This window comes from Providencia sp. 2023EL-00965, assembly GCF_033550225.1.
GTDB classification, from domain to species: Bacteria; Pseudomonadota; Gammaproteobacteria; order Enterobacterales; family Enterobacteriaceae; genus Providencia; species Providencia manganoxydans.
This window is the reverse complement of sequence record NZ_JAWUEH010000001.1, coordinates 502,991-529,528: the sequence shown is the minus strand read 5'-3', so window position 1 is coordinate 529,528 and position 26,538 is coordinate 502,991. Positions and strand designations below refer to the sequence as shown.

Below are 26,538 nucleotides of genomic sequence, written 5' to 3'. Positions count from 1 at the left end.
AATAGTTTGATATTTTCAATAAAAAATAGGGTTAATAAGTGGTGATTTTACGATTGATTATTCGTGTAGTCCTTGGCGATAGAGCGGTTTTCTGGGGATTAAATGAATAATTATGCAAAAATTATTCATTTAAAAAAGCTTTTTGTATTCATTGACTTAATACTTTTACCATGATAAAAATAAGCCGTGAACAATTTTACATGAGGGTTCGGAGTAACTTGGATGGATGTCCATCTGATGAAATGAATGAGATATCATGCTTAGCGTGAATAGCATTAAAATCAGTAAGTCCCAAAGAAGATCAACTCATCGGCTTTTCCTTTCAGCTATCCTTTCTAGTGAACATCACTGGTGCGGTGCATTATAGCGTCTCTCTCTAATATTCATTCGACTGAATAAAATCAGTATCGCTTTGTTGTTTATTAATTTTTTTTAATTGCATTAAAGAAATTATCGCCAAAAAGTTTGTTTTTTCTGTATAAAAAACAATCAGGCATGCAATTATCCATAGAGAGATATTATAATGATATATTGGATATTTTTAGCATTAGCTATCGTTACCGAAGTGATCGGTACTTTATCAATGAAACACGCCAGTGTGAGTGGTGATTTTACGGGTATGGCAGTGATGTACGTGATGATTGCATCATCTTATATCTTACTGGCAATCGCGGTAAAAAAAGTGGCTTTGGGCGTTGCTTACGCATTATGGGAAGGCATCGGCATACTATTTATTACGACTTTTAGTGTGCTGTGGTTTGGAGAGTCATTATCCCCAATGAAAATAGGTGGATTGGTTCTATTAATTGCGGGTATTGGTCTGATTAAGTCTGGAACCAAAAAAGCAACGGTTAGCCAATCGGCACAAAAAGTAAAACAAGCGGCAGATCGTGCAGTATCCGCAGTAAAATCAGGAACTTTGGCGCATAATCACGCTAAAACGGAGGCCTGATCATGGACATTCAGTTTGAATGGTGGCATGGGGCATTTTTAGTATTAGCGGTGGTCCTTGAGATCTTAGCGAATATTTTATTAAAAATGTCGAACGGCTTTAAGCGTTATTGGCTAGGTATTTTATCTTTAGTCGCGGTATTAGGGGCTTTTAGTTCCCTTGCTCAAGCGGTTAAAGGCATTGAGCTGTCAATTGCATATGCACTGTGGGGAGCATTTGGGATTATCGCTACAGTGGCTGCGGGTTGGATATTGTTCAACCAGAGGCTCAATTATAAAGGGTGGGGAGGTATTGCCCTGCTATTATTAGGCATGGTTCTTATTAAAATGTCATAAATTAAAAAAGCGCCGATGTGATATTGGCGCTTTTTTTTCATGTTCAACAAATTAATCAATCGCCGCAACGATTTTAATTTCAACTTTATATTCAGGTTTCATCAGCGCGGCTTGAACTGTACAACGCACTGGTGCGCTACCTTCAACCACCCAAGCATCCCATGCTTGATTCATACCTGCAAAATCCGCTTTATCAGCTAAAAAAATGGTGGCATCTAAGATTTTACTTTTATCTGAGCCGACTCTTTGCAATAGGATATCAATAGCAGAAAGCGTGTTTGCTGTTTGCGCAATAATATCTGCATCTAAGTTTTCAGGGACACTAGTGTAATAGACAACATTATTGTGGATCACTGCTTCGGACCAACGTTTGTCTGGATCAATTCGTTCAATTGTCATCTGAGTTCCTTATTTCATGTTTTTTCTAGGATAACAGCTAGTTTGCTTGATGAAAATCCTTTCTGTTCTGATGAGTTTATTTAACTCAGCAGCGACGTTAGAGACATGTTAGAATCAATGCTTCCAAGTTGAATACGATATGGGTTTGCGGTGCACGACGATTTTTCTTCAGATGGCTTTCTAGCGAGAACAATTCCAGGCTTTCAACCACGGGCAGCGCAGGTCACCATGTCTAATGCTGTCACCGATGCGATTGAAAAACAGCAGGTGCTGGTGGCTGAAGCAGGAACAGGAACGGGTAAAACTTATGCTTATTTAGTTCCTGCACTGCGCTCAGGGAAAAAAGTGATTGTTTCGACAGGTTCGAAAGCATTGCAGGATCAGCTGTATCATCGTGACTTGCCGACGATTATTGATGCGATGCAATACCGTGGGCGAACCGCTTTATTGAAAGGGCGCTCGAATTACCTTTGTTTAGAGCGTTTAGATCAGCAATCACTTGGTGGTGGTAGCCTTGAACCTGAAATACTCTCAGCGGTCGTACGATTGCGTAGTTGGTCGATTGAATCTGAATCAGGTGATGTTAGTACCTGCCATGATATCGCCGAAGATCATGTTGTGTGGCCATTGGTAACCAGTACCAATGATAATTGTTTGGGCAGCGATTGCCCACGCTATCAAGAGTGCTTCGTGTTAAAGGCGCGCCGTAAAGCATTGGATGCTGATATCATTGTGGTTAATCATCACTTATTTATGGCGGATCGGGTGGTTAAAGACACAGGTTTTGGTGAATTGATGCCTCAAGCTGATGTGATGATTTTTGATGAAGCCCATCAAATACCGGATATTGCTAGCCAGTACTTTGGACAACAATTGAGTAGCCGTCAACTCCTCGATCTCGCACGTGACATGGTGATGGTTTACCGAACGGAACTTAAAGATCAGGCTCAATTACAAAAAAGTGCGGATAGATTAACGCAAAGTACTTTGGACTTTCGCTTAAACCTTGGGGAAAACAGTTTCCGTGGTAACTTACGTGATTTATTAAAAATGCCAGTGGTACAGCGCGCTCTGACATTATTGGATGATTCACTTGAGCTGTGCTATGAGGTGGTTAAAAGCGCGTTAGGGCGTTCACAAACGTTAGACTCGGTGTTTGAGCGTGTTACATTATATCGTAATCGGTTGAATCGATTAAAAGATGTCACTATTCCTGGTTACAGTTATTGGTTTGAAAGCTATGGTAGGCATTTTCTATTAGCATTAACGCCATTAACCGTCGCTGAAAAGTTTAGTGAGATGATAGCTGGTACACCCGCAAGTTGGATATTCACCTCTGCCACATTGTCAGTTAATGAGCAACTGAATTACTTTACTGATCGGCTGGGGTTAGCCTCGGCCGAAACATTATTATTAGCCAGCCCATTTGACTATCAAAGTCAAACTTTACTTTGTGTCCCACGCTTCCTTCCAGAAACCAATCAAAGAGGTATCGCACAAAAATTGGCAGCAATGCTTAGGCCCCTGATTATTAAAAACCAAGGGCGCTGCTTTTTCTTATGCACTTCGCATTTGATGATGCGTGAACTGGCTGAAGAGTTTAAAACAACATTAACCCTGCCTGTGCTGATGCAAGGCGAAAGTAGCAAAAATAAGTTACTTGCACAGTTTATTGCTGAAGGTAATGCAGTACTCGTGGCAACCAGCAGTTTTTGGGAGGGCGTTGATGTGCGGGGGGATGAATTAACCTGTGTTATTATCGATAAATTACCATTTACGGCGCCGGATGACCCCTTATTACGTGCACGTATTGAAGATTGTCAATTACGCGGTGGCGATCCCTTTGCTGATGTGCAAATTCCCGATGCTGTTATCACGCTAAAACAGGGAGTTGGTCGGCTGATCCGTGATACCCGTGATTATGGGGTGATAGTTATTTGTGATAATCGTTTAGTCACTCGTCCTTATGGAGAGATTTTTTTAAACAGTCTTCCGCCTTCGCCAAGAACTCGGAGTTTAACAAAAGCGATTGAGTTTCTTGAGAAAAAAAGAACTGAGATAAATAATAGTAATTAAACCAAAGCGATATGGATATTTTTCTGCTGCCTTGTTTTGAGTTTATGCTAATATAGCTACCATTTTTCAGGCCATGGCGATATGACCATGGCATCGAATCTAATCTATTTGCCGAGGTTATGGCATGTCGAGCCGTATTCTTGCTGTTGATACAGCAACAGAAGCATGTTCAGTCGCATTGTTATGCGGCACAGAGGTTATTTCTCGTTTTGCGATTTCGCCGCGTGAGCATACACAGAAAGTGTTGCCTATGGTTGAAGAAGTCTTGTCACAAGCGGGGATCACGTTAAATCAATTAGATGCACTTGCCTTTGGGCGTGGGCCAGGCAGTTTTACTGGGGTGCGCATTGGGGTCGGTATTGCTCAAGGCTTGGCTTTAGGTGCTGATTTACCAATGATAGGTGTTTCATCGTTGATGACGTTAGCTGAAGGGGTTTACCGAATTACGGGGCACACTCAGGTGCTTGCTGCTATTGATGCACGCATGACAGAAGTTTATTGCGCTCAGTATCAACGCAGTGTTGGTGGTGAATGGCTCGGAGAGCAAACTGAGGCTGTGATGGATCCCAATCTATTTAAGGAAAAAATTAGCCAACTGACAGGGCAATGGAGTTATGCAGGAACTGGCTGGAAAGCTTATCCACAGTTACATGAAAGTGCTATCTCATTAATTGATAGCACTATTGAACTTCCAACTGCACAAGATATGTTGCCTATCGCTGAGCGTTTATGGCTAGCAGGAGATGTTCAAGCAGTCGAGAATGTTGAGCCAACCTATTTACGTAATGAAGTGACTTGGAAAAAATTACCCGGTCGGTAATGGTGTTATTTTGAAACTGGCTATACTCGTCATACTTCAAGTTGCAGCGTTGTTGACTACGCTCAGCTAGCCGAGTCACATAGTTTATCTATGCTCCCCGACTATCTTCGCTTGTCGCCTAGCTGCAACTCGAATTATTTAGAGTGTATACAAAGTATTTAGCCAGTTTTGTGTTTTTTGAAAAGTTGAATTTAACCAGTCATAAATAGAACCATTATTAAATGGATGATTAAAATTCGCATCAATATGACATTAATTGCTGTTTTGTTTATCTATAATTGATATAAAGATTAAATCGATACTTAACAAATGACAAGATACTGAACATATCGTGTTATGTTAATAAATATGTATGTTAATCCATACTGTCTGAATTTATAATTAAAGCTAAAACGGAGGTGGTATATGGGAATTAAAATTAACTGCCGTGCGACTTTTAAAGCAGCTTTATTTATCGGCGTATTAGCATTAACAGGTTGTGTTTCGATCCCAGCATCAATTCAAGGCTCGTCACCTGATCCTGCGGTTAACTTATCATCAGTACAAAATGCCCCTGAAATGTATATTGGGCAAGAAGGGCGTTTTGGTGGAAAGGTGATTTCAGTTTTCAATCAACCAAATAAAACCCGTCTTGAGATTGCCGTTATTCCATTGAGTAAGTATGACGCGGCACCAGAGCTAAATACTGCATCCATTGGCCGCATTTACGCTTTTGTAAATGGCTTCCTTGATCCTGCTGACTATAATGGTCGTTATATTACTGTTGTAGGTAAAATTACAGGGGAACAGGCAGGGAAAATAGGGGATATCCCATATAAATATGTCACTTTGGATGTGACGGGCTATCAGCGCTGGAACCTAGCACAAAGTGTGGTGTTACCACCCGCTGGGCCATGGGGCTATGGTTATTATGGTAATCCTTATTATTATGACCATCCTTGGGGTTATGGGTATGGCTACTACGGCTACCCAGGTGGCGTGGCTCCGGTTCAAACTTACCTTACCGAGTAGTTTTATATTATTGAGGGGGGCGATGATTATCGTCTCCCTATACTTGTCATATTTTAATGCATATCGCTTTTGGGTGAGATACAGTAGCTATATTCATTCGCCCACATATCAGTCACAGAATGTCGATGCTTTTAGCGGCTGATTAGCCTGCTATTTAGCCGTCGAGTGCATTATTTCGAGTGTATTTAGCCAATATCGAGAGATAATGTGTTAATTTCTCCAAAAATGATTCAGAAAAGTGTATTATGGCGGCACTATTATCAGATAGATACTCAGCATAGGTTACAAGGTGAACAGCTCAAATAAATGAGTCAGTTAGATAGTGATATCGTTCACTAATAACGGGTTATTTATGCGGTTGTTATGTCAAATGTAACAAGTATCGCTCTGGAAAAATAAACTTAAGTGAGAATAGGCGGATTGTCCGCCTATTTTTATTTCGAAGGAATGAAATTTATTTAGTGATAGAGCTCTCAACCTTAGCACAGGGTATTTCTCAAACTGGTACGCTGAGTTAATAATTTGTTAAAAGAATGTGCGGGCAATATTACTATACTAAAATTCAGGAGTCATACTTTGGAAAAAATCTGGCTAAAAAATTACCCAAGCGATGTGCCGGCAGAGATCGATCCTGATCGCTTTGCTTCTTTGGCCGAGTTACTTGAAAATTCGGTGTCACAGTATGCAGACCAACCTGCGTTCATTAACATGGGCGCAGTCATGACATATCGCAAATTAGAGGAAAGAAGCCGAGCTTTTGCTGCTTACTTACAAAATGGTTTAGGGCTGAAAAAAGGCGATCGTGTTGCACTGATGATGCCGAATCTACTGCAATATCCGATAGCACTGTTTGGTATTTTGCGAGCAGGTATGGTTGTCGTTAATGTTAACCCGCTTTATACCCCCAGAGAACTGGAACACCAGTTAAATGACAGCGGTACGACTGCGATTGTTATTGTCTCCAATTTTGCGCATACCCTTGAAAAAATTGTTTTTAACACCAAAGTTAAACACGTTATTTTAACTCGTATGGGTGATCAGCTTTCTAGGCCTAAAGCCACACTGGTTGATTTTGTGGTTAAATATGTCAAACGGTTAGTGCCAAAATACAATTTACCTGATGCAATTTCATTTCGCCGAGCGATGCATTATGGGTATCGAATGCAGTACATTAAGCCAAATATTGCTGGTGATGACCTTGCATTCCTTCAATATACGGGTGGGACAACAGGTGTGGCCAAAGGTGCTATGTTAACCCATCGCAATATGTTAGCTAACTTGGAGCAAGCTCGAGCCGCTTATGGGCCTGTTTTAAAATTTGGTGCTGAGTTTGTGGTCACTGCGTTACCGTTGTATCACGTTTTTGCACTAATGGTTAACTGCTTACTCTTTATTAACGTTGGTGGGGTTAATTTATTGATCACCAACCCACGAGATGTACCGGGCACCATTAAAGAGCTTGCAAAATATCCAGTGACGTCGATCACTGGGGTTAATACCTTATTTAATGCATGGCTACATAATGCAGAATTCCAAAAATTGGATTTCTCTAAATTAAGGTTAACTGTTGGTGGTGGTATGGCAGTACAAAAAGCGGTAGCTGAAAAATGGCAAAAACTCACTGGTAAGCATTTGCTGGAAGGTTATGGTTTAACAGAATGTTCACCGCTTGTGACCGGAAATCCGTATAATCTGACGGCTTATAGTGGTAGTATCGGATTACCTGTTCCATCAACTGATGTAAAATTAGTGGGTGATGATGGCGATGAAGTCGCATTAGGAGAACCGGGTGAAATGTGGGTGAAAGGCCCTCAAGTCATGAAAGGTTATTGGAATCGTCCTGATTCAACTGCGGAAATTTTACGCGATGGTTGGTTAGCAACAGGTGACATTGCAGAAATAGATAGCGAAGGTTATATCCGTATCGTTGATCGCAAAAAAGATATGATTATCGTCTCTGGCTTTAATGTTTATCCAAATGAAGTTGAAGATGTTATCTCATCTCATCCTGATGTGGTTGAATGTGCAGCAGTGGGTGTTCCAAGCGAAAGTACAGGTGAAGCAGTGAAGGTATTTGTGGTTAGTAGTAATCCAAACCTAACAACAAATGAGTTAAAAACCTTCTGTCGCCGTTCACTAACGGCATACAAAGTACCAAAGTTGTTTGAATTTCGTACCGAGTTACCTAAATCTAACGTCGGTAAAATATTGCGTAGGGAGCTACGTGATGAAGAAAAAAAGCGAATGGATGAGTCAACGGCATGATAGAGACTGTTCAATTTGCATCCCTATGAGCAACGCCGGTTTTTACCGGCGTTGCCGTGATGAGAATATAAAAAAGAGAAATTTGTTTTGAATTACTGTTTAGTTACAACTGATAGCGAACTTGCACAAGTGTGCCAACAGGCGAGTGAAGCCGATTGGCTGGCACTGGATACAGAATTTGTCCGAACTCGAACTTATTATCCACAATTAGGTTTGCTACAACTTTATGATGGAAAACAAGTTTCACTGATAGACCCTTTATCTATTAACGATTTTTCACCTTTTAAGGCATTATTAACTAATAAAAATCTGATTAAATTTTTACATGCAGGTAGTGAAGATCTAGAGGTATTTTTACATGATTTTTCCTGCGTTCCTGAACCGATGGTGGATACACAGGTTGTTGCCGCTTTTTTAGGTTATCCAATTTCTTGTGGTTTTGCCTCATTAGTGTCAGAGCACTTAGGTATAGAACTTGATAAAAGTGAATCTCGAACTGACTGGTTAGCGAGACCACTAAGTGAAAAACAATGCCACTATGCGGCGGCAGATGTCTTCTATTTACTGCCATTAGCGAAAATCTTGATGCAGAAAGTTGAAGAGGCTGGTTATCTTACGGATGCAATGGAAGAGTGCCAAAGAACGGTTACTAGAAGACAACAAACCATCGATCCGGCACTCGCATACCGGAACATTACTAATGTGTGCCAGCTAAGAGGTGAACAGTTAGCCTGCTTACAAATGTTAGCAGAATGGCGTTTAAATCAAGCGAAAGCGCGCGATATGGCAATCAACTTTGTGGTTAAAGAAGAGCATTTGTGGAAAGTTGCTCGTTACTTACCTAGCTCGCTTGGCGAATTAGACGCATTAGGCTTAACAGGGCAAGAGATCCGTTGTCATGGGCGACGTCTGTTAAGCATTGTTGAAAAAGCTAAGCAAATGGATGAACAAGAATATCCGCAAATTGTGGCAAATCTTAACGAGCAATCTCAATATAAAACGCTGTTTAAAGAAATTAAAACGGTAGTCAAAGAAATTGCTGAGCATGAGAAATTCAATGCAGAGTTACTTGCTTCGAGGCGCCAGATAAACCAACTACTTTCGGTTCATTGGGGGATCAAATCAATAGATCAACAACCTGAACTTCTCGATGGTTGGAGAGGAAGGCTGCTTGCTGAACCAATTACTAAATTACTTTCTCAATCTCAGTAGTATTAATCACTAGGCTCCTATTTCATCAAAGTGGGAGTCTTAAATAATCAATCTATTGCCATATTTCCCTATTACTTAGCACATCTAGTAGAATCTGTTTTTTATCGTTATATATGATATTTTTTGAATATAGAATAATTATATATTCTTATGCTATATATCGGGTCATCGCAGTGCTGCTAATTTCGGGGTGAGAAAAGTCGAGCCATAAATAAAGCGTTATTCGCTCGCTTTATAAATAACTAATTTCAATTGCCTGAATAAATAATAAAGCAAGCCGCTATTTACAAACTAAAACAGCGGCTACTTTGCTATCATTACTTTTCTGGAACCTTGATTTCATCACCTTCTGGTAATGTTACGTTAAGTTCGAGTACTGAGATATCGTCGCCTTTTTGTTCAAATTGTACAGAAAGCATCTCAGGATCAACCTGAACGTATTTGCAGATAACTTGTAAGATATCTCTTTTCATATCTGCAAGGTAAGGAGGTTCGCTATCACCGCGGCGGCGCTCCGCTACAATGATCTGTAATCGCTCTTTTGCGATATTTGCTGTCGGTTTTTTTCTCGACAGAAAGAAATCCAATAAAGCCATTATTTACCCCCCAAATAGGCGTTTCAAGAAACCTTTTTTCTCTTCTTCAATGAATCGGATAGGGCGTTCTTCACCTAAAATACGGTCAACACAGTCGCTGTATGCCTGACCTGCATCAGATTCAGCATCTAAAATAACAGGTTCACCTTGGTTTGATGAACGCAATACAGACTGGTCTTCAGGGATCACGCCGATCAGTGGAATACACAGTATCTCCAGAACATCTTCCATACTTAGCATATCACCACGAGTGACACGACCCGGGTTATAACGCGTTAATAGTAAGTGTTCTTTAATCGGTTCTTGGCCTTTTTCCGCGCGGCGAGATTTAGACGCAAGGATACCTAAAATACGGTCTGAGTCACGAACAGAAGAAACTTCAGGGTTGGTAGTAATAATGGCTTCATCAGCAAAATAGAGCGCCATCAGCGCACCACTTTCGATACCCGCAGGGGAATCGCAGACGACAAAATCAAACGCTAATTCGTTACTTAATTCATCGAGTATTTTTTCAACACCTTCGCGAGTCAGAGCATCTTTGTCACGAGTTTGCGACGCAGGAAGGATATAAAGATTCTCTGTTCGTTTATCCTTAATCAGTGCCTGATTAAGAGATGCATCACCTTGAATGACGTTAACGAAGTCATACACTACGCGGCGTTCACATCCCATGATAAGGTCGAGGTTACGTAGACCGATATCAAAATCGATCACAACCGTTTTTTTCCCTCTTTGCGCTAGGCCTGTAGCTATGGCCGCGCTTGAAGTGGTTTTACCGACACCACCTTTACCAGATGTAACAACAATTATGCGTGCCATGAATAATTCCTTGTAAATAAGGTCTAAATTAATTGTTCAATATTTAATCTGTTATCAACGAGACGGAGTTTCGCTGCTTTGCCGAGAAATTCAGAAGGGATCTGATCACTCAGCCAATATTCACCTGCAATAGAGACCAACTCAGCTTGCAAATGAATACAAAATATTTGGCTTTCAGTATCGCCAGACGCACCCGCGAGTGCTCGGCCTCTCATCATGCCGTATATATGAATATTACCATCTGCAAGTAATTCTGCACCTGCGCTGACATTACTTGTGACGATAAGATCACTATTTGGTGCATAAATTCGTTGCCCTGAACGAACGGGACTATTGATAATCCGCGTTTTGCGGTAGCTAAACTCAGGATCTGTGGTTGCTACTGTCTCGATAACTTCTTTAACCGGCTCAGGTTGAATTTCAATGGCTTTTTGGCTTTTGCCTTCATTAAGTACGGGTAAACCAGCATCACTTACCTGTTTACGTAGCTGTGGGTCGCTACATCCACTAATTCCGACAACTCTTAAACCAACGGAGACAACTGCCTTGTGGATATTATATAGGTCAGCATTAGCTGTAATATCAGCAATATTAATGACGACAGGCGCGTTTTTAAGGAAGTCAGGTGCTTGACTTACCTTATCCTGTAACGCCTTTTTGATGAGTTTGGGCTCTTCACTGTGTAAGTGAAGAACTGAAAGTGTAAAGTTACTGCCTTTGAGTTCTATTGGCGACTGTGACATCTATCCGGGCTCAGCAAATTAAAATATCCGAAACAAACTTCGGGTGACGATATTCTGTAAAACAATAGCATGTTATAGTTACTGTATTATTCAAGCAAGCCAATGAACAAAGAAAAGAGTTAAATATAATGATTTGTGCAATATATCGTAGTCAGAATCGTGATCAAACATATCTTTATATTGAGAAGAAAGATGATTTTTCTCGAGTCCCTGAAGAGCTGATGAAGCAATTTGGTGTCCCTCAGTTCGCAATGTCTTTATCTCTCACAAACCGTGACAAGCTGGCAAATGCGGATATTGAAAAGGTAAAGGCAGATTTAATTGAAGTGGGATATTATCTTCAATTTCCACCACCAGTTGAAAATTTACTCGCGGAATACCGTGATATGTCGAGTGAATAAAATTAGGATAATCCTTAGATAAGTTTTTACCGGTGGGAGTGATTAAATGAAGCCAACGTTATTATTTACTTTAATTGGCGGTCTACTTTTAGTGAGTTGTTCAGCGAAGCCACCTGTTTCAGCTGCACCAGAAGTATTAACTGCACAACAAGATGCTGCAATCGAAAAAGAAGTTACTGCGTTAGATAAAGCATTCCCAATTGAAAACCGTGAACCGTCACAGTTTCCTGCGTATGTCGAATTATTGAAACAACATGCGCTAGCACAAGGAATAAAACTAGCCACTATTGAACGCGGCTTTGCCAATATCCATTTTATTGAGCGTGTTGTTAAAGCAGATAAAGGCCAGCCTGAAAAAAGAGCGACGGTAACATTAGATAGTTATTTAAAGAATGTATTACCCGCGTCTCGCATTAACGCGGGAGCTGAAAAATATTGGGAAAATGAAACTGCTTTAAACGAAATTAGTAAACGCTATGGAGTACCTCCTCAGTATATTGTTTCTTTATGGGGGCTTGAAAGTGGTTTTGGGCGCTCCCAAGGTAAAGAAGATGTTATTTCTGCATTAGCGACATTGTCATTTGAAGGTCGCAGAGAAGCGTTATTTAGCAAACAATTACTCGCTGCTTTAGAAATAATGGATAAAGGCTATATTCCTGAAGACCAACAATTAAAAGGGTCTTGGGCAGGGGCGATGGGGCAAAGCCAATTTATGCCAACGTCTTATTTATCCTATGCCGCAGATGGTGATGGTGATGGCAAAATGGATATTTGGAATAATAAAGCCGATGTCTTCGCGTCTATTGCTAATTATCTTGCAACTGAGGGTTGGCAATCTGCATTACCGTGGGGCTATCAGGTCAGCTTACCTGCAAATTTTGATAAGCAGCTCGAGGGTGTTAAGGCTGAACAAGCTAAAACGGTTGCTCAGTGGGAAAAAATGGGTGTAAAACTCCCTGCATTTGCAAAGTTGGCTCCCGACGTGAAGGCATGGGTAGTCATTCCTGATGATCCAAAAGGGCGTACCTACCTAGTCACTGAAAATTTCCGTACTATTATGCATTGGAATCGCTCATATTACTTTGCGTTGAGCGTTTGCCTCATGGCTGATGGCGTTGCTCAAAAAATACAATAACGATAATAGGAGTTACAACTATGTACCAACATCGTGACTGGCAAGGTGCCTTACTTGATTTTCCTGCAAATAAAGTCGTCTGTGTCGGCAGTAATTACGCTAAACATATTAAAGAAATGGGTTCTGCTCATCCTGAGGAGCCCGTTATTTTTATTAAGCCAGAAACGGCGTTATGTGATGCAAATCAGCCTATTGTGATCCCAAAGGATCTTGGCTCGGTACATCATGAAATTGAATTAGCTGTTTTGATTGGTATGCCATTGAAAAATGCAGATGAAGACCGTGTGTCACGTTCAATTGCGGGTTTTGCCGTTGCACTTGACCTGACATTAAGGGATTTACAGGCTAAATTTAAACAAGCAGGTCAACCATGGGAAAAAAGCAAAGCCTTTGATGGTTCATGTCCAATATCGGGTTTTATCCCAGTAAACAGCTTTGGCGATCCACAAAGCGCCCAGCTTTCTTTAGAAATCAATGGTGAAATTCGCCAGTCAGGCTCCACTCGTGATATGATCACGCCAATATTGCCTCTTATTAGCTATATGTCCCGTTTTTTCACCTTACGTCCAGGGGATATTGTTTTGACGGGAACACCTGAAGGTGTGGGGCCTTTGACGTCTGGAGATATGCTAAAACTCTCAATTAATGACCACTCGTTAACGACACGAGTGATTTAAGTATAGGATTGATAAGTATTATGTTGCAGCCTTTCTGGCAGGTAAAAACGTTAGATGAAATGACTGACGAAGAGTGGGAATCTTTATGTGATGGGTGTGGCCAGTGCTGCTTGCATAAGCTCATGGATGAAGATACAGATGAGATTTATTTTACTAACGTGGCTTGTAACCAGTTAAATATCAAAACCTGTCAGTGTAAACATTATGAAGACCGTTTTAGCTATGAAGCGGACTGTATCAAGCTCAATCGTTATAACTTAGAGACGTTCGAGTGGCTTCCGCATACATGTGCTTATCGATTATTGCTTGAAGGTAAAACATTGCCGGCTTGGCATCCACTCAGAACAGGGTCTAAGGCGGCAATGCACGGTGAAAGGATTTCAGTGCGTCATATTGCGGTAAGAGAGAAAGATGTTGTGGAATGGGAAGACCATATCATGAATAAACCTGTGGGTAGAGGTTAACCATTTTCGAAAGCTTTCTCAATGAGTGATTTCGAATCACAGGATCTCTTGCGACAAAAGTTTTAGTGGCACAGAACAGTCTGGCTGAACTAAATCAGCCGTCTACTCTATGATGAGTGATGAGGTCAAATGCTTTTATCTATTGCTTTCTCAATAGCTTTGCACTCATCACTATTACTACTTGCTTGTTCTATTTTGCCGGGCAAATCGCCCTCGGGTGTATCCATTTTGATCACACAAGTGCTAGAAACAGGATTGTGTTGAGTCGCAGAAGAACATGCGGTTATAGCGGTAATAACCATAAGTAAAGCCAATACTTTAGTTTTGTGCATATAAAATATCCTATATTAAAGAGGGATAATGCTATCAAAACTAATGTGTAAAATACAAAATAATTCGTAGATTCAATAGGTCACTTAGTGTGGCTTTTTTTACGTAAAAATAAATTAGCACAATAGGTGCCTTAAATTAATGATTAATCGTTCAATGGTAACAACTAAGTGAAAATAATAAATGTAGTTTCTTTATTTCTTATATCCATAATATCTATAACTACCTGGGCTAACTCGGATAATGAACCAATATCTTTAAAAAAGATAGCCCAAAAAAATACTCTCAGTGATCTAAACTCTGCACCATTCGGATTTAGATGGGGTGATGATTTAGATGAGGTTAAAAGCAAACTAGCAGAGCCATATGAAATAATTAATGATCCCAAAAGATGCCCATTCGTAGTCGTAAAAGTCAATAACTTAGATGAAACAATAAAAAATACCGGAGAATATGAACTGCTGATTATGCCAAAATATAATAGTTTTACTTTCAATGGGTTACTTGCTATCAGCTATAAAAGTCAACCGGCCAATGTGAAGGACTATCATAATCTTCTTGGTAAAATTACTAATAGTTTAAAAAGAAATTATGGTGTGCTAAAGCGGGCAAGAAGTATGAATGGAATGGAACGTTATTACTCTTTTGAAGGTGATAATTTTGTGATTAGCCTTACAGGGGAGCAATATAAAGATTCTTTTTATATTGATTTAGAGTACGCTTTTATTGGCTATGAAGACAATCAAGATACAGAGCTTGGTTATTCCATCGCAATGGAAGAGTGTAAAAAGCAAAGAAGCCAGCATTAAAATTTATAACGCGTGCGGCCTGTGAATGAACACAGTGCCTTATCGATAATAGATTGTTCAATTGTTGTATAGAACTTCAAAACCAGAGTGGATATTTTATTGTTATGTTTGTCATATTTTGATTATCTATTATGGCAATTTTGGTTAAGTGCTATTGATTGAAAATGCATATTAATAGAACAAGCAATAATTCAAATTTGGTTATGTTGTATACCTCTATTGGCGAATATGCTAAAACATAATATCCCAATAAACTTAATTAGATAGGGCTTAGGTGAGAGGTATTTTTAGGATGTCGGAATATGTCAGTTTTCGTAATAATGGCACCTTTTTTATTGCTGTTATAATAAATTCAGCAGTGTGTTTTTCCTTATTTGGTATTGTTGGTTGTATGTTTGGTGTTTTAACTACATTATTTTCGAGTATTGTTTATGACGCGAAAAATGATAGTAGTAATATTTTTTATATGACTTTTTTACTTTTGTTGGTCATGGTAGGGGGGGCGATTGGTTTTCTACTGAAATTAACCATTTATTTTTATATTTATTTATTTCTTGTATCATACTGCTATTATCTTTTTTATAAAAAAGATGATTATTTAGATCGCGTTTTTCCATTTATTATTATTTTTTCTTGCATGGGGACAACACTCGGCTCTATCAGCGCTGATATACCAATGGCGTATACTACGGGGGTGATTGTTAGCTTAATTGTTTTAAGTGTATTAAAAAGAAAACATTATAAGAATCATGCCTTTAGAAATGGTTTGTTTTCTAAGTAAATGTTTCATAGCAATGAGCATATTTATATTCGAGCATTTATATTTAGTATTTTTCTCTTCCTTAGCCTGTCCATTCCTGATTATCTAAATTTGTACAAACCATACTGGGCGCCATTAACATTTGTTATGCTTCTTCATCCAAAAGAGCTGAATATAATAAAAGTGACTTGCTTACGATTTTTAGGAAGCTTACTGGCAGCCACTTTTATTGTCTTTATGTTTAGCGTAACAAAATCACAGGATATTAAGGTATATTTAATTGTTTTAGCATTGGTTATATTTTTTATTCCTACTTTTTTCCATTTAAATTATATGCTTAAGACATTTTCTATTACTATCTTTGTATTACTGCTGCTAGAAGAAACCGAATATTTACATGATCCAACTTATTTATTGCCAGTATCTAGAGTATATGAAACCTTCATTGGAGGTGCAGTTGCAATCTTGGCAAGTTTATCTCTAAATATCTTTAGAACTATCAAAAACAGAAGAGCTACAAAATAACTTATTATATAGAGCCTAATTAATCAGGTGCACGAGATGGCTGGAGTAAAATCCTGACGGGACAAAGTGTGATGCTAGCTAGATTGAGCAGTGGTGCACGCAACCAATACTGTATCAACCAAGGGTTCGAATCCCTTCCTGATCATTGAGTCAAAACGGAATAACCCGCCTAGTGCGGGTTATTGTTTGATGAGGGGATTACAGACTTTGGTAATAACAATAGCATGGTAATTGCGATAGCTAGTGCCAAAATCGTTAGCATGGATCTGTCTATAGCTAATGTAATAGGCCCTGCATTAGGTGCCAAATTAAAGGTAAGGGCTATAGCCGTTAAACAAAAAGTCCAGTAACCATAGCGTTTCGCTCCTATCATTAACATAGCGAATAGTAGTAACCCCACGAGTGAAACATGCAGCCATGGGGTGTCATATAACCCCAATATTAGCCCACCAACAATAGCGCCAAGTAGGGTACCTGCGCCACGTTGTTTTAAGCGTACCCATGTTGCAGTTCGTTCGGCTTTCATCACTCTTAATCCAGCAGCAGGTAGCCAACATGGATGTAAGCTCGGGATCACTGTTGCGATTGCGCTTCCTATTAGAGCAACCAGTACGATAGCGATGGAAAAACGTTGCACTGAAGGTTGGTTCATCTCTACTTTTACCGGTGAGATAGTCTTTATTTCACGTGGTAACATCATAAAATTCACGACCACACCCCAGAATGTACCAGCACTAAATGCTATCGCATAAAATAGTGCACCTTGAGTGGGAATTTGTCCAATAGAAAGAAAGTAGGCTAACACACCTAGTGCGATAGGTAATCGTAGATAGGTCGCTCGTAGCTCTGAATAGCCTTGAAGGTACGCAGCAATTGCTGAAAAGAGAAAAAATAGCAGACTGCCAAGGGGGATACTAACGCCGATACTTGCAAAGATAGAAATAATGCAAGCACCTTGTAATAAAACAAATAGTGACTTTTTTTGGGGGAGTTTAGGGAATGAAACCACTAGCAGATAGCCACCGAAAGACATTAAAAGCCCAAACATGGCTTGTTGGAAGATGATCCCAATTATCCATGGTGCTATCACCCATAGAGATAAAATAAAAGCTCTGCGGATTTTTGATATTAGCATTTAAGTGTTCCCTATTGAATGGCTCAATTAAAGATCGATATCTAAAATAGTAACGTATTGAGAAATAATGAATTTATCATAAATATTCTAATATGCTCCAGCAAATATTACTCTCCTTTTAAACCATAAAGATAAGGCTTAGATAAAATCTTCGCATATAGTCATTTGTGTATAAATTATTGGTGTTTTGTATTGCTATGTTATGCATTTGTAATATTAAGTAATTAAGACCTGTCCTTCCTTTGACTATGGCATGGTTAGCAAACAATAGTGGGAGGAATTATCATGCAGCAAATGAAAACAGAAGTTATTGTAATTAGACTAACTAAAAAAGAGAGGGCTGAGCTTGATGCAAAGAAAACTAAACCTATTCTTTCTGAATGGATGAAGGAGCTTGCATTTGCTGCTCCAGATAATCAAAACATAAATAGTAAGCAGTCGTAACACTTGAATAGGATATCTCTGCAACTATAACAGCTCCCTAGCAGTATCATTGATTTCTTATTATGTCATTAGTCCGAATGAGCACTAAGTAAGATTAATGGCATAAAGTTAACTTATCATCAGAATGACATAAGAAGTCGCGGTAGTGATATCTTGCTCGAGGTGGTAGAGCATTGTTCATCTTGCTGTTAATTATAAAACTATTAGGCCAAGTAAAATTCATTGTAGGTTTGGTTACAGAATAAACTATACATAAAACGGTAAGAGGCCTTGCTCTCATTTTTGGAGATTATGGATGGTCAATATGTGATGTGTATTTTATGTTATGGCCTAAATTAAATGCATTTTATATGGCTATTCTGACAATTAACGACTACATTTTTAGATAGATTATAATTTGTTTATGCTGCTCAATCTTTTTTTGAGTGTCTATTTTGTTTTGTTTGGTGAAATAATACGCGGTTTATACTCATCATGTGAGTTTTAGGAGTATTCTTAAGGTCGTCTGGCGTATTCCAGTTAGTTGGTCATACCCTAGAATTGAATTATTTTTTAATATTAGTTATCAAATGGTTACATTTTCAAATTAATTTGAAAAAATAAAATCCAATCAAGTAAAACTGAAGGCCAGTTAAATTAATTGATAACATTTACTAACAAAATGAGTAAAAAATGATTATTTCAAATAAAGCATTTTTACGCTTGGCAAGAGATAAAATTGCGGATTAAAAAGAATTTTTGAAATGATGCATTTTTAAAATCAATAATTCTGCTGTTCAGTTGGAGATAATGAAGGTTAATTTCTAATTATCGTATTTAAAATAGTTATTTCTCTACAAATATTGTTTTTTCCATCTATAAGTATAAATATACTCCTTTTGCGTGTCATGAGTCCAAATGTGATGTGTCTACATTATATAATAAATGAATTGATAAAACCTCACTAATCTCAAATTAGCAAAATCATAAAATTAATTTATGTTAATTGATGCGTTACTGTACGAATTAGACTGGTATTTATGGTGAATATATAAATTTAGTGTATCTATGTAATATTTTGATGGTCTTATTTGGAGTTGTATTGGTGGGTTTGCTTTTTATAATCTATCAAATTAAGTTCATTTTTTAATATTAATCCTTCCTTTAATGCAGATATTAAATTATTAATTTAATGTATTGTCGTAATTCGTGTAATTTGGTGAATTTAATCAATCAGTAATATTGTATAAATTAAGCTTTTTGATAGTTTGTAGCTATCAAAAAGCTTCGTATCTGATAATAAAAACGATTTAATGTAATTTAAGTTTTTATGTATTCTCTGTTCGAAATCATATAGACCACGTTATGATTATTAATTCAAAAATGGACTCATTGAGATAGAGCAATATTATTAATTAAACTATTACCAGGTGATTAAATTATATCGAATGATTTATGTATAACCATATTTAATATATGGTCGGATCCCTGCGTTAATTATTTATTAAATAACAGTGTGATACTAAATAAGTTCTTTTAAATGTAATAATAAAACCTTCATACTAGGAAATGACAATGAAAAAAGTATTATTGACAGCAGTTGCTACTGCAATTATTGGTGCATCATCTGCTTTCGCTGCAACTGAAAATGCAGGCGGTGGTCAAGTTAATTTTTATGGTAAAGTGACAGACGTTTCTTGTACTGTTTCAGTTGATGGTCAAGGTAGTGATGCTAAAGTTTATTTGGCGCCAGTTTCACTAAAAGAAGTTCAAGAAGCAGGTGCAAATACCTATTTAAAAGCAAAACCATTTGTTATTGATGTAACAGAATGTCAAGGTGTTAACGATGATACCGTTTTAAACGTTAACTGGACTGGTGGTAACGTATTAAATGGTGCTTCAGGTATTAATGCTGGTTATTTAGCTAACACTGTTACTGGTGCTGCGGACGGAGCTGAAAATATCCAATTAGTTTTAGCAACAGATGCTAGCTCTAAGTTAGAAAATAAAATCGATCCTAATAGCGCAACGCAACCTAAAGCAACAACAACTGAAATTACTGACGGTAGCCGTTTCACTTATTTCGTAGGATATGCAACTTCAACGCCTAAAGATGTTACATCTGGTATCGTAGAAAGTTATGCAACTTACGAAATTACTTACGAATAATATTTATTTATTTCAAAAGTAATATTTATCTAAGCGGTAGTGATTACTGCCGCTTTTATTTAGAGGTTCAAATGAAAGCAATTGTTTTATTCTTCTGCTTCGTTTTCAGTGCATCTTCATTAGCGAATAATATTATTGTTAACGGCACGCGATTTATTTATCCTGGAAATGAAAAAGAAATTACCGTGCAATTAAATAATACGGCGGATAGGCCAGCGGTCGCACAAGCATGGTTAGATACCGGTGATGCATCGGAAACTCCAGATACAATAAAAACACCATTTCAAATTACACCTCCAATATCCCGTCTGGATGCAAAAGGTGGTCAAACACTACGCATTAAATTGATGGATAAAAATGGGATCCCACAAGATAAGGAAAGTTTGTGGTGGCTGAATATCTTAGATATTCCACCAACAGTAAAAACAGCAGGAAAGGAAGATCAAAACTTCTTACAGCTAGCAATTCGTTCTCGATTTAAATTTATCTATCGCCCTGTTGGGTTAGGTAGTCGCGAATTAGCACCAGAACAATTAGTTGTGAATGCTAATGGCAATAATCTGACTATTAATAATCCTACGCCATTTTTTATTACCATTACAAAAATTTCAACCGATGGCAAAAATGGATTAACGGATAAGGCGGTAATGTTAGCACCTAAAAGTCAAACGTCAGTGGTATTGAAAAAAGCAATTAGAGCAGGTGAAAGTGTTGTTTTGAACAATATCAATGATTACGGTGCGGATATAGCAGTAAAAACGACTGCTAAATAGGATAGAAAAATGAAACAGCGAGAGTTAATAAATAAATATAGCAATACACTCTCTGTGACCTGCTTCGTCACCGTATGTATGATGCCAACATTTTATGCATGGAGTGCTGAAGGCACAACCTACGAATTTAATAGTGGGTTCATAGTAGGCAGCAAAGATAATGTTGATTTAGAACGCTTCAACACTACCGCAATCAGTGAAGGTAAGTATTCTGTTGATGTGTATACTAACGGTAATTGGAAAGGTCGCTATGATTTAAATGTTGTTCAACAAAAAGATGGCAAATTAGGTGTCTGTTATACACCCGCTATGTTGAGTAATTTTGGCGTTAATTCAGAAAAATTAAATCCGCAATTGAATGCGCAAGAGTCTACTTGTTCCCCGTTGAATGAGTGGAATGCAATGAAGGACGTAAACGATACTTTCAGTTCTTCGAACTTACGTCTAGATATTTCAGTTCCACAAATTTACGAGCAGCGTTTATCACGTGGTTATGTCGCTCCGCAATTTTGGGAAAAAGGTATTCCTGCATTAAATTTAGCGTATATGGCCAATTATTATGATAGCCATACTAGCGGTTCTCAAGGTCAAAATGATGCCAGTGCTTATTTAGGACTTAATGCAGGTTTATCGGTTGATGGCTGGTTACTAAAACATATTGGTAATTTAAGTTGGCAGCGTTCAGGAAGTACGAGTTGGAACAGTAACCAAACCTATCTGCAAAAACCGATTGCTGATATCAAATCAAAAGTGACTGCCGGCCAGTTTTATACGGATGGTGATCTTTTTGACAGTATTGGATTACGCGGCGCAAGAATTGCTACTGATGACAGCATGTATCCAGATGGAATGACATCATATGCACCCGAAATTCGTGGTGTCGCACAAAGTAATGCATTGGTGACTGTTAGTCAGAACGGTTCCATTATTTATCAAACCTCAGTACCGCCAGGACCATTTGTATTGAACGATGTTTATCCATCGGGTTACGGTAATGATTTAAATGTTACGGTGAAAGAAGCAGATGGTAGTGAAAGTAGCTTTAGCGTGCCTTATTCATCGTTAGCACAACTGTTACGCCCAGGGTTTACTCGTTATCAAATTGCTGCGGGGAAATCAGATACTGATGGTTTGCATAATCGCCCGTATATTGTGCAGGGAACAATTCAACATGGCTTAAATAATACCTTTTCACTCTATGGTGGTGTGACTGCGTTTGATGATTATCAAGCCTATTTAATTGGTACGGGTGTAAATACGGGTATTGGTGCTGTTGCAGTTGACGTTACACAATCACGTACAGCATTAAAACACCGTACTGATAATGGTCAAAGTTACCGAGTAACGTTTAACCGTTTAATTACTGAAACAGATACGAATATCTCGCTAGCTGCATATCGTTATTCAACGAAAGATTACTTCAACGTAAACGATGCATTATATGCAATTGATTATGATAAACGTGGTATTGCAAATAACAGATGGCGCGAAAAGAATGGTTTTAGCTATACGGTAAACCAAAATCTGCCTGAAGGGTTTGGGGGACTTTATTTTACTGGGCGTATCTCTAGTTATTGGGAACGTTCAGGAACGGAAAAGCAATATCAATTTAGCTATAACAATCAATTTCAACGAGTTTCTTATTCTATTAACTTTATGCGTGTTTATTCGGACAATAATAATAATGGAAAGAAAGATGATCGTATTAGCTTAAATATTAATCTTCCTCTTTATTATGGCGATAGCCGAAGCACGACACTAACATCAAATACAACGTTTAATAACGAAAAATTTGGCTCTACTCAGCTTGGGGTTAATGGTGCATTTGATGACGAAAATAACTGGACTTACGGGCTCAACACTGCGGCAGCAAATGGTGGTGAGTATAGTGTCGCAATGAACACGGGTTATCGTTCACCGTATGTTAATACCAATGCTAACTACAGCCAAGGCCAAGGTTATAGGCAATATGGCTTAGGCGCTAACGGCTCTGTCGTTATACATTCGGGCGGTGTGGTTCTTACACCAAATACGTCAGCGACGATGGCTTTGATTGAAGCCGAAGGGGCTGAAGGGGCATCAATTACAAGTGCGCCGGGGGTGCGGGTGAATAAGGGGGGTTATGCTTTAGCACCTTATGTTAGACCTTATCGCATCAACAATATTGAAATTGATCCTAAAGGGAGCCCTGAAGATATTGTGTTTAATAATACCTCAGAACAAGTGGTTCCATATGAAGGCAGTATTGTTAAAGTAAAATTTGGCACAAAAGTTGAGCGCAATCGTACCTTTAATGTTGTACGTCTCGATAAAAAACCAATGCCATTCGGCGCTGAAGTGACTAACCAGCAAGGCGAATCAATTGGTGTAGTTGGACAAGGCGGTACAGTATTTATTAGTAATGAAGAAGCAAAAAATGCTTATGTGAAATGGGATAACGGTCAGTGCGTATTTTCTCTGGAAGCCGGAACCAGTAAGGATAGTGTATGTCGATAAATGTGATTTTACGTAATGGGATAGCGCTGGCGGCAGTGCTATCAAGTATACCTGCATATGCAACCTGTACAAGAAACATGAGTGTTGCCGCAGAGCGTATTGACATGCAGTTTGGCCGTGTAGTTGTTTCTCCGGATTTACCTGTTGGTAGCGTGATCCAATCAAAAACTTGGCCAATGAAAGAAACGGGTAAATATTGGGCTAAATGTTATGGCGGAACTCTTCTTGATGCGGTAGTGACGGCATCAGGAGTAACGGAAGGGGCTGATAAAGTTTATAACACTAACGTTCCTGGTATTGGATTACGTTTTAAAAGGATGGGAGCAGTATCAATGACCTATCCTGATAAATTTGAAGTTAAAGGAAATAGTCGGGACCAAATAAACGTATATTTAGCAGGTTCAACCTTTAGTTTAGAAATTATTAAAACGGCAGAAAATACGGGCTCAGGGCGCATAACTCAAGGGGAGTACACCCGTTATGGGTATAATCCTAAAACGGTTGAGCCTGCAATCATTACCTATTTATCAGCGGATGCCATTACCATCGTGTCACCCTCTTGCAAAATTACCACAGGTAAAAATCAAGATGTGATCTTACCGCCGGTGAATCGTACAGAGTTTAGAGGTGTAGGAACAACGGCTGGTGAAAAACAATTCCCAATTAATTTACTTTGCAATGGTGGGATCAGCATTTCCCCTGATTCTATTGCCGTGAATATGACCTTTGGTGGAACCAAAGCACCTAATACCCCAATAAATAAAGGTGTATTAGATAATGCGGCAAAAAATTCTATGGCTCAGGGGATTGGTGTTCAAGTACTAACGGATAAGAACAAAGAGTTAGAATGGGGCAAAATTTATAAGGTCGGTGAGTTAACTAGCGCGCAAGATAAAGAAATTCGTATGAATTATATTGCTCGTTATTATCAGTTTGGCTCAAAAATTTCTGCCGGTGAAGTCGAAGCTAAAATGTTATTCAATATTACTTATGACTAACAGGGGATACCTAATGAAAAACTGGTTACTGATAATGCTCCTGTCTGTGTTGAGCTGTGCAAATGCTACCGCTGCGTTGGAAGCAAATTATGATGAAGGTCTGGTCAATTTCGCAGGGAAAGTCGTTGATATTTCTTGTGAGATTTCAGTTAATGATCAAGGTAGTGATGCGAATATTTATCTAGCTCCCATTTCATTATTTGAAATTCATAATAGTGAAGGCGGGGCTTATATGAAGTCTAAAATGTTTACCATTAAACTATCACAGTGCCAATCGATTAGTCATAATGGTGAAGTCGTTGATGCTGATTTAAATAAAATTAGTGTAGCGTGGTCAAATGGTTACTTGGTACCTAAAACTAATTTTGAAACATCAGGATTGCTAAAAAATATGTTAGCAGATGGAGCTCAAAATATTAATTTTGCACTATCGATTAATAATAATACAACGTTAGATGCAGATAATAAAATTGTGCCAGCTGATCCTGCTCAGCTTAAAGTCATTCCTAAAGTTTCCGATAATAAGGATGCTATATTTCAATATTATATCGGATATACAACAGGATCTCCTAAAACGGTGACAACAGGTTTAATGGCAAGTTATGCCACTTATGAAGTACAGTATAATTAAAAATATAAAAAATATTTAATTTAAAATAAATAAAGCACTTCTAATGTATAGTTAGGAGTGTTTTTTATTGTTAGATAATAAAATAAAAATAACATAGCGTTAAATTTGCTATGTTATTTTTATATTTGATTTAAAATTTTTGACGGTATGATTGTATGGTTCAAAAAGAGTAATGAAAACTATGATAATTTTAAATAAAATATTAAATTACATTTTATTATGGATGATAACGCTTTCTGCTGTATATTTTAACTCTTGATTTTTGATACCCATATTACTATCTTGAATTGAATAATCCTCATCAGAAATACAGCCTTGAAAGAACCAGTCTATAGGGCACTTTAAGGCGACAGCTATACTAACTAGATGATTTAAAGGTATTTTGTTGATTCCGTTTTCATAGCGAGATATTTGCTGTTGGCTAATATTTAATATTTTGGCTAAATTAGCACCCGAGAGTCCTAATTCTTTTCGCCTTGCTTTTATCTTGATTCCAATAAAATAATGAATGTCCATGTGACACCCTCGATTGATAAAGGGATTATAGTGAATGCTAATGCATAATAAAATTATACAATATATAAAATATTAAAAAAACAATTAATTTCAATATCGACAATATTTAATTTGTGTATGTCTGAAAGGGAATGAGCGATTTTTTTTAGTTGGAATCATCAGGTGCTGATAATTTACATATGTAATAGTGAGGCGATGTAATGTTTTAGGTTTGTATTTTTGTTTTTGGCAGTTAATTTTATGATGGGAAAATTAAAATATAAAAAATATTATATAAGGAGTGTTTTATGGGTATCTACATGAAATAAAATATAATGAATTAAATTTTAGTTTAAATTCATTTTGGGAAGGTCTTAGTTAGATTTTTTTGTTAATTGATGTGAGTTACTAATGATTATTTTCTATATAGTATTATGCTAATCTTCAAATAAAGAGGAGCCCGAATATAGCATAAAATGAGAATACGCGTAAATTGAGTATGTTAAGATGCCGCTAAATAATTTTATAAAAAAGTTAAGTAAATTTTATTATTTGAGTTAGTGTATATTAATTAAGTATAAATACGTTATTTTATTACATTTTTATGATAAAAAAATGTAATATATAAAGCAGTTCATCATATGTTCCTATAATAAGTAACAGGATCAGCATTAATGTGAATGCACTAAAAGAAAGCAAATTTGTCATAACTAGCTTACTTATGCTTCGTTGATAGTATAAATGGATAGATTAAGTATAACCGAATTAAATTATGAAAAATGGGTAATTATGTAAACATACGTTTCTAGGAACTTAATCTATAAAATAGCCTTTCTGTATTTTATTTGTTTGTATCCTTTTGAATTTTATTGTTTTTAAGGCTTTAACTCGGTTTGTTTTGGTGGTGGTTAGCTTAATATTTATGATCATAATCTTGATCATTTCAAATTGTAACAAAAATCTAATTTTCTTTAATCTAATTGAATTTATAGGTAAGGGGAGTCGATTAAATTAAACTTTTGTTGAAATAGAACTAATAGCGATAATTAATTATTAGGCTAAACAATAAATTTTACAAATTTCTCACAT

27 protein-coding genes are annotated in these 26,538 nt (G+C 37.7%); 20 read left to right on the top strand and 7 right to left on the bottom strand.

Annotation, left to right across the window (positions count from 1 at the left end):
• Positions 1-523: 523 nt before the first annotated feature.
• Together mdtJ and mdtI are read left to right on the top strand one after the other, a co-directional pair.
• On the top strand, positions 524-952 hold the full coding sequence (mdtJ, locus tag SC428_RS02430; protein WP_070929608.1) for a multidrug/spermidine efflux SMR transporter subunit MdtJ: 429 nt from the start codon (positions 524-526) through the stop codon (positions 950-952).
• 2 nt (positions 953-954) lie between these two features.
• The gene (mdtI, locus tag SC428_RS02425; RefSeq protein ID WP_070929607.1) at positions 955-1,287 is read left to right on the top strand and encodes a multidrug/spermidine efflux SMR transporter subunit MdtI; all 333 of its coding nucleotides are present in this window, start codon (positions 955-957) and stop codon (positions 1,285-1,287) included.
• 51 nt (positions 1,288-1,338) lie between these two features.
• Here the strand turns inward: mdtI and SC428_RS02420 are convergent, their stop codons facing one another.
• On the bottom strand, positions 1,339-1,686 hold the full coding sequence (locus SC428_RS02420) for a RidA family protein (protein ID WP_070929606.1): 348 nt from the start codon (positions 1,684-1,686) through the stop codon (positions 1,339-1,341).
• Positions 1,687-1,836: 150 nt separating this feature from the next.
• Between SC428_RS02420 and SC428_RS02415 the strand changes: the two genes are divergently transcribed.
• The 5 genes from SC428_RS02415 (at position 1,837) to rnd (ending at position 9,070) form a co-directional block, all read left to right on the top strand.
• Entirely contained in the window at positions 1,837-3,762 is a 1,926-nt protein-coding gene (locus SC428_RS02415) for an ATP-dependent DNA helicase (RefSeq protein WP_140179313.1), read from the top strand.
• A gap of 124 nt (positions 3,763-3,886) precedes the next feature.
• Positions 3,887-4,582, top strand: coding sequence for a tRNA (adenosine(37)-N6)-threonylcarbamoyltransferase complex dimerization subunit type 1 TsaB (tsaB, locus tag SC428_RS02410; protein ID WP_140186200.1), 696 nt, complete (start codon positions 3,887-3,889; stop codon positions 4,580-4,582).
• A gap of 405 nt (positions 4,583-4,987) precedes the next feature.
• Complete coding sequence (locus SC428_RS02405; protein WP_070929604.1) at positions 4,988-5,593, top strand: Slp family lipoprotein; 606 nt, start codon at positions 4,988-4,990, stop codon at positions 5,591-5,593.
• A 576-nt stretch (positions 5,594-6,169) separates the two neighbouring features.
• Positions 6,170-7,858, top strand: coding sequence for a long-chain-fatty-acid--CoA ligase FadD (fadD, locus tag SC428_RS02400; RefSeq protein WP_070929603.1), 1,689 nt, complete (start codon positions 6,170-6,172; stop codon positions 7,856-7,858).
• 87 nt (positions 7,859-7,945) lie between these two features.
• Entirely contained in the window at positions 7,946-9,070 is a 1,125-nt protein-coding gene (rnd, locus tag SC428_RS02395; protein ID WP_318705763.1) for a ribonuclease D, read from the top strand.
• A gap of 317 nt (positions 9,071-9,387) precedes the next feature.
• Here rnd and minE read toward each other — a convergent pair whose 3' ends face one another.
• From minE to minC, 3 genes are read right to left on the bottom strand one after another with little or no spacing between them, the layout of a single operon-like run.
• Positions 9,388-9,666 (bottom strand): cell division topological specificity factor MinE, encoded by a 279-nt coding sequence (gene minE / locus SC428_RS02390; RefSeq protein ID WP_070929601.1) that lies wholly within the window; start codon positions 9,664-9,666, stop codon positions 9,388-9,390.
• Between the two features lie 3 nt (positions 9,667-9,669).
• On the bottom strand, positions 9,670-10,485 hold the full coding sequence (gene minD, locus SC428_RS02385) for a septum site-determining protein MinD (protein WP_318705762.1): 816 nt from the start codon (positions 10,483-10,485) through the stop codon (positions 9,670-9,672).
• 23 nt (positions 10,486-10,508) lie between these two features.
• A complete protein-coding gene (gene minC, locus SC428_RS02380) occupies positions 10,509-11,228 on the bottom strand; it encodes a septum site-determining protein MinC (RefSeq protein WP_070929599.1) in 720 nt (239 codons plus the stop codon).
• Between the two features lie 128 nt (positions 11,229-11,356).
• On the opposite strand from minC, the gene SC428_RS02375 reads away from it, so the two are divergent.
• The 4 genes from SC428_RS02375 to SC428_RS02360 are packed head-to-tail and all read left to right on the top strand — an operon-like array spanning position 11,357 to position 13,905.
• Positions 11,357-11,629 carry a YcgL domain-containing protein gene (locus SC428_RS02375; RefSeq protein WP_070929598.1) on the top strand — a complete coding sequence of 91 codons (273 nt, stop codon included), beginning with the start codon at positions 11,357-11,359 and terminating at the stop codon, positions 11,627-11,629.
• Positions 11,630-11,675: 46 nt separating this feature from the next.
• Positions 11,676-12,764, top strand: a complete 1,089-nt coding sequence (locus tag SC428_RS02370; protein ID WP_070929597.1) for a lytic murein transglycosylase — start codon at positions 11,676-11,678, stop codon at positions 12,762-12,764.
• 20 nt (positions 12,765-12,784) lie between these two features.
• Positions 12,785-13,441: a fumarylacetoacetate hydrolase family protein gene (locus tag SC428_RS02365; RefSeq protein WP_070929596.1), complete on the top strand. Its 657-nt coding sequence runs from the start codon at positions 12,785-12,787 to the stop codon at positions 13,439-13,441.
• A gap of 20 nt (positions 13,442-13,461) precedes the next feature.
• Positions 13,462-13,905 carry a YcgN family cysteine cluster protein gene (locus tag SC428_RS02360; RefSeq protein WP_070929595.1) on the top strand — a complete coding sequence of 148 codons (444 nt, stop codon included), beginning with the start codon at positions 13,462-13,464 and terminating at the stop codon, positions 13,903-13,905.
• Positions 13,906-14,030: 125 nt separating this feature from the next.
• Here the strand turns inward: SC428_RS02360 and SC428_RS02355 are convergent, their stop codons facing one another.
• Entirely contained in the window at positions 14,031-14,237 is a 207-nt protein-coding gene (locus SC428_RS02355) for a thiamine biosynthesis protein ApbE (protein ID WP_070929594.1), read from the bottom strand.
• Positions 14,238-14,405: 168 nt separating this feature from the next.
• On the opposite strand from SC428_RS02355, the gene SC428_RS02350 reads away from it, so the two are divergent.
• The 3 genes from SC428_RS02350 to SC428_RS02340 all read left to right on the top strand — a co-directional run bounded on the left by SC428_RS02350 (position 14,406) and on the right by SC428_RS02340 (position 16,329).
• The gene (locus SC428_RS02350) at positions 14,406-15,044 is read left to right on the top strand and encodes a hypothetical protein (RefSeq protein WP_318705761.1); all 639 of its coding nucleotides are present in this window, start codon (positions 14,406-14,408) and stop codon (positions 15,042-15,044) included.
• Between the two features lie 292 nt (positions 15,045-15,336).
• Positions 15,337-15,825 (top strand): hypothetical protein, encoded by a 489-nt coding sequence (locus SC428_RS02345; protein ID WP_318705760.1) that lies wholly within the window; start codon positions 15,337-15,339, stop codon positions 15,823-15,825.
• On the top strand, positions 15,826-16,329 hold the full coding sequence (locus SC428_RS02340; RefSeq protein WP_318705759.1) for an FUSC family protein: 504 nt from the start codon (positions 15,826-15,828) through the stop codon (positions 16,327-16,329).
• Between the two features lie 169 nt (positions 16,330-16,498).
• Here the strand turns inward: SC428_RS02340 and SC428_RS02335 are convergent, their stop codons facing one another.
• On the bottom strand, positions 16,499-17,464 hold the full coding sequence (locus SC428_RS02335) for an FUSC family protein (RefSeq protein ID WP_070929590.1): 966 nt from the start codon (positions 17,462-17,464) through the stop codon (positions 16,499-16,501).
• Between the two features lie 285 nt (positions 17,465-17,749).
• Between SC428_RS02335 and SC428_RS02330 the strand changes: the two genes are divergently transcribed.
• The 6 genes from SC428_RS02330 (at position 17,750) to SC428_RS02305 (ending at position 24,954) form a co-directional block, all read left to right on the top strand.
• Positions 17,750-17,908 (top strand): MbeCy, encoded by a 159-nt coding sequence (locus tag SC428_RS02330; protein WP_070929589.1) that lies wholly within the window; start codon positions 17,750-17,752, stop codon positions 17,906-17,908.
• A gap of 1,554 nt (positions 17,909-19,462) precedes the next feature.
• The gene (locus SC428_RS02325; protein WP_318705758.1) at positions 19,463-20,056 is read left to right on the top strand and encodes a fimbrial protein; all 594 of its coding nucleotides are present in this window, start codon (positions 19,463-19,465) and stop codon (positions 20,054-20,056) included.
• Positions 20,057-20,127: 71 nt separating this feature from the next.
• The gene (locus SC428_RS02320; RefSeq protein ID WP_070929587.1) at positions 20,128-20,829 is read left to right on the top strand and encodes a molecular chaperone; all 702 of its coding nucleotides are present in this window, start codon (positions 20,128-20,130) and stop codon (positions 20,827-20,829) included.
• Between the two features lie 9 nt (positions 20,830-20,838).
• Complete coding sequence (locus tag SC428_RS02315) at positions 20,839-23,325, top strand: fimbria/pilus outer membrane usher protein (protein WP_318705757.1); 2,487 nt, start codon at positions 20,839-20,841, stop codon at positions 23,323-23,325.
• On the top strand, positions 23,316-24,323 hold the full coding sequence (locus SC428_RS02310) for a fimbrial protein (protein ID WP_140180182.1): 1,008 nt from the start codon (positions 23,316-23,318) through the stop codon (positions 24,321-24,323). Before SC428_RS02315 ends, SC428_RS02310 begins: the two co-directional genes overlap by 10 nt.
• 13 nt (positions 24,324-24,336) lie before the next feature.
• Positions 24,337-24,954 (top strand): fimbrial protein, encoded by a 618-nt coding sequence (locus tag SC428_RS02305; protein ID WP_070929586.1) that lies wholly within the window; start codon positions 24,337-24,339, stop codon positions 24,952-24,954.
• A 207-nt stretch (positions 24,955-25,161) separates the two neighbouring features.
• On the opposite strand, the gene SC428_RS02300 is transcribed toward SC428_RS02305, so the two are convergent.
• Positions 25,162-25,470 carry a helix-turn-helix domain-containing protein gene (locus SC428_RS02300; protein WP_070929585.1) on the bottom strand — a complete coding sequence of 103 codons (309 nt, stop codon included), beginning with the start codon at positions 25,468-25,470 and terminating at the stop codon, positions 25,162-25,164.
• Positions 25,471-26,538 lie beyond the last annotated feature (1,068 nt).

What these genes read in the sequence shown, in the direction of transcription:
- mdtJ (WP_070929608.1), top strand. Translation starts at nt 524, where the DNA reads ATGATATATTGGATATTTTTAGCATTAGCTATCGTTACCGAAGTGATC.
- mdtI (WP_070929607.1), top strand. Translation starts at nt 955, where the DNA reads ATGGACATTCAGTTTGAATGGTGGCATGGGGCATTTTTAGTATTAGCG.
- SC428_RS02420 (WP_070929606.1), bottom strand. Translation starts at nt 1,686, where the DNA reads ATGACAATTGAACGAATTGATCCAGACAAACGTTGGTCCGAAGCAGTG.
- tsaB (WP_140186200.1), top strand. Translation starts at nt 3,887, where the DNA reads ATGTCGAGCCGTATTCTTGCTGTTGATACAGCAACAGAAGCATGTTCA.
- SC428_RS02405 (WP_070929604.1), top strand. Translation starts at nt 4,988, where the DNA reads ATGGGAATTAAAATTAACTGCCGTGCGACTTTTAAAGCAGCTTTATTT.
- minE (WP_070929601.1), bottom strand. Translation starts at nt 9,666, where the DNA reads ATGGCTTTATTGGATTTCTTTCTGTCGAGAAAAAAACCGACAGCAAAT.
- minD (WP_318705762.1), bottom strand. Translation starts at nt 10,485, where the DNA reads ATGGCACGCATAATTGTTGTTACATCTGGTAAAGGTGGTGTCGGTAAA.
- minC (WP_070929599.1), bottom strand. Translation starts at nt 11,228, where the DNA reads ATGTCACAGTCGCCAATAGAACTCAAAGGCAGTAACTTTACACTTTCA.
- SC428_RS02375 (WP_070929598.1), top strand. Translation starts at nt 11,357, where the DNA reads ATGATTTGTGCAATATATCGTAGTCAGAATCGTGATCAAACATATCTT.
- SC428_RS02370 (WP_070929597.1), top strand. Translation starts at nt 11,676, where the DNA reads ATGAAGCCAACGTTATTATTTACTTTAATTGGCGGTCTACTTTTAGTG.
- SC428_RS02365 (WP_070929596.1), top strand. Translation starts at nt 12,785, where the DNA reads ATGTACCAACATCGTGACTGGCAAGGTGCCTTACTTGATTTTCCTGCA.
- SC428_RS02360 (WP_070929595.1), top strand. Translation starts at nt 13,462, where the DNA reads ATGTTGCAGCCTTTCTGGCAGGTAAAAACGTTAGATGAAATGACTGAC.
- SC428_RS02355 (WP_070929594.1), bottom strand. Translation starts at nt 14,237, where the DNA reads ATGCACAAAACTAAAGTATTGGCTTTACTTATGGTTATTACCGCTATA.
- SC428_RS02345 (WP_318705760.1), top strand. Translation starts at nt 15,337, where the DNA reads ATGTCGGAATATGTCAGTTTTCGTAATAATGGCACCTTTTTTATTGCT.
- SC428_RS02340 (WP_318705759.1), top strand. Translation starts at nt 15,826, where the DNA reads ATGTTTCATAGCAATGAGCATATTTATATTCGAGCATTTATATTTAGT.
- SC428_RS02335 (WP_070929590.1), bottom strand. Translation starts at nt 17,464, where the DNA reads ATGCTAATATCAAAAATCCGCAGAGCTTTTATTTTATCTCTATGGGTG.
- SC428_RS02330 (WP_070929589.1), top strand. Translation starts at nt 17,750, where the DNA reads ATGCAGCAAATGAAAACAGAAGTTATTGTAATTAGACTAACTAAAAAA.
- SC428_RS02325 (WP_318705758.1), top strand. Translation starts at nt 19,463, where the DNA reads ATGAAAAAAGTATTATTGACAGCAGTTGCTACTGCAATTATTGGTGCA.
- SC428_RS02320 (WP_070929587.1), top strand. Translation starts at nt 20,128, where the DNA reads ATGAAAGCAATTGTTTTATTCTTCTGCTTCGTTTTCAGTGCATCTTCA.
- SC428_RS02315 (WP_318705757.1), top strand. Translation starts at nt 20,839, where the DNA reads ATGAAACAGCGAGAGTTAATAAATAAATATAGCAATACACTCTCTGTG.
- SC428_RS02310 (WP_140180182.1), top strand. Translation starts at nt 23,316, where the DNA reads ATGTCGATAAATGTGATTTTACGTAATGGGATAGCGCTGGCGGCAGTG.
- SC428_RS02305 (WP_070929586.1), top strand. Translation starts at nt 24,337, where the DNA reads ATGAAAAACTGGTTACTGATAATGCTCCTGTCTGTGTTGAGCTGTGCA.
- SC428_RS02300 (WP_070929585.1), bottom strand. Translation starts at nt 25,470, where the DNA reads ATGGACATTCATTATTTTATTGGAATCAAGATAAAAGCAAGGCGAAAA.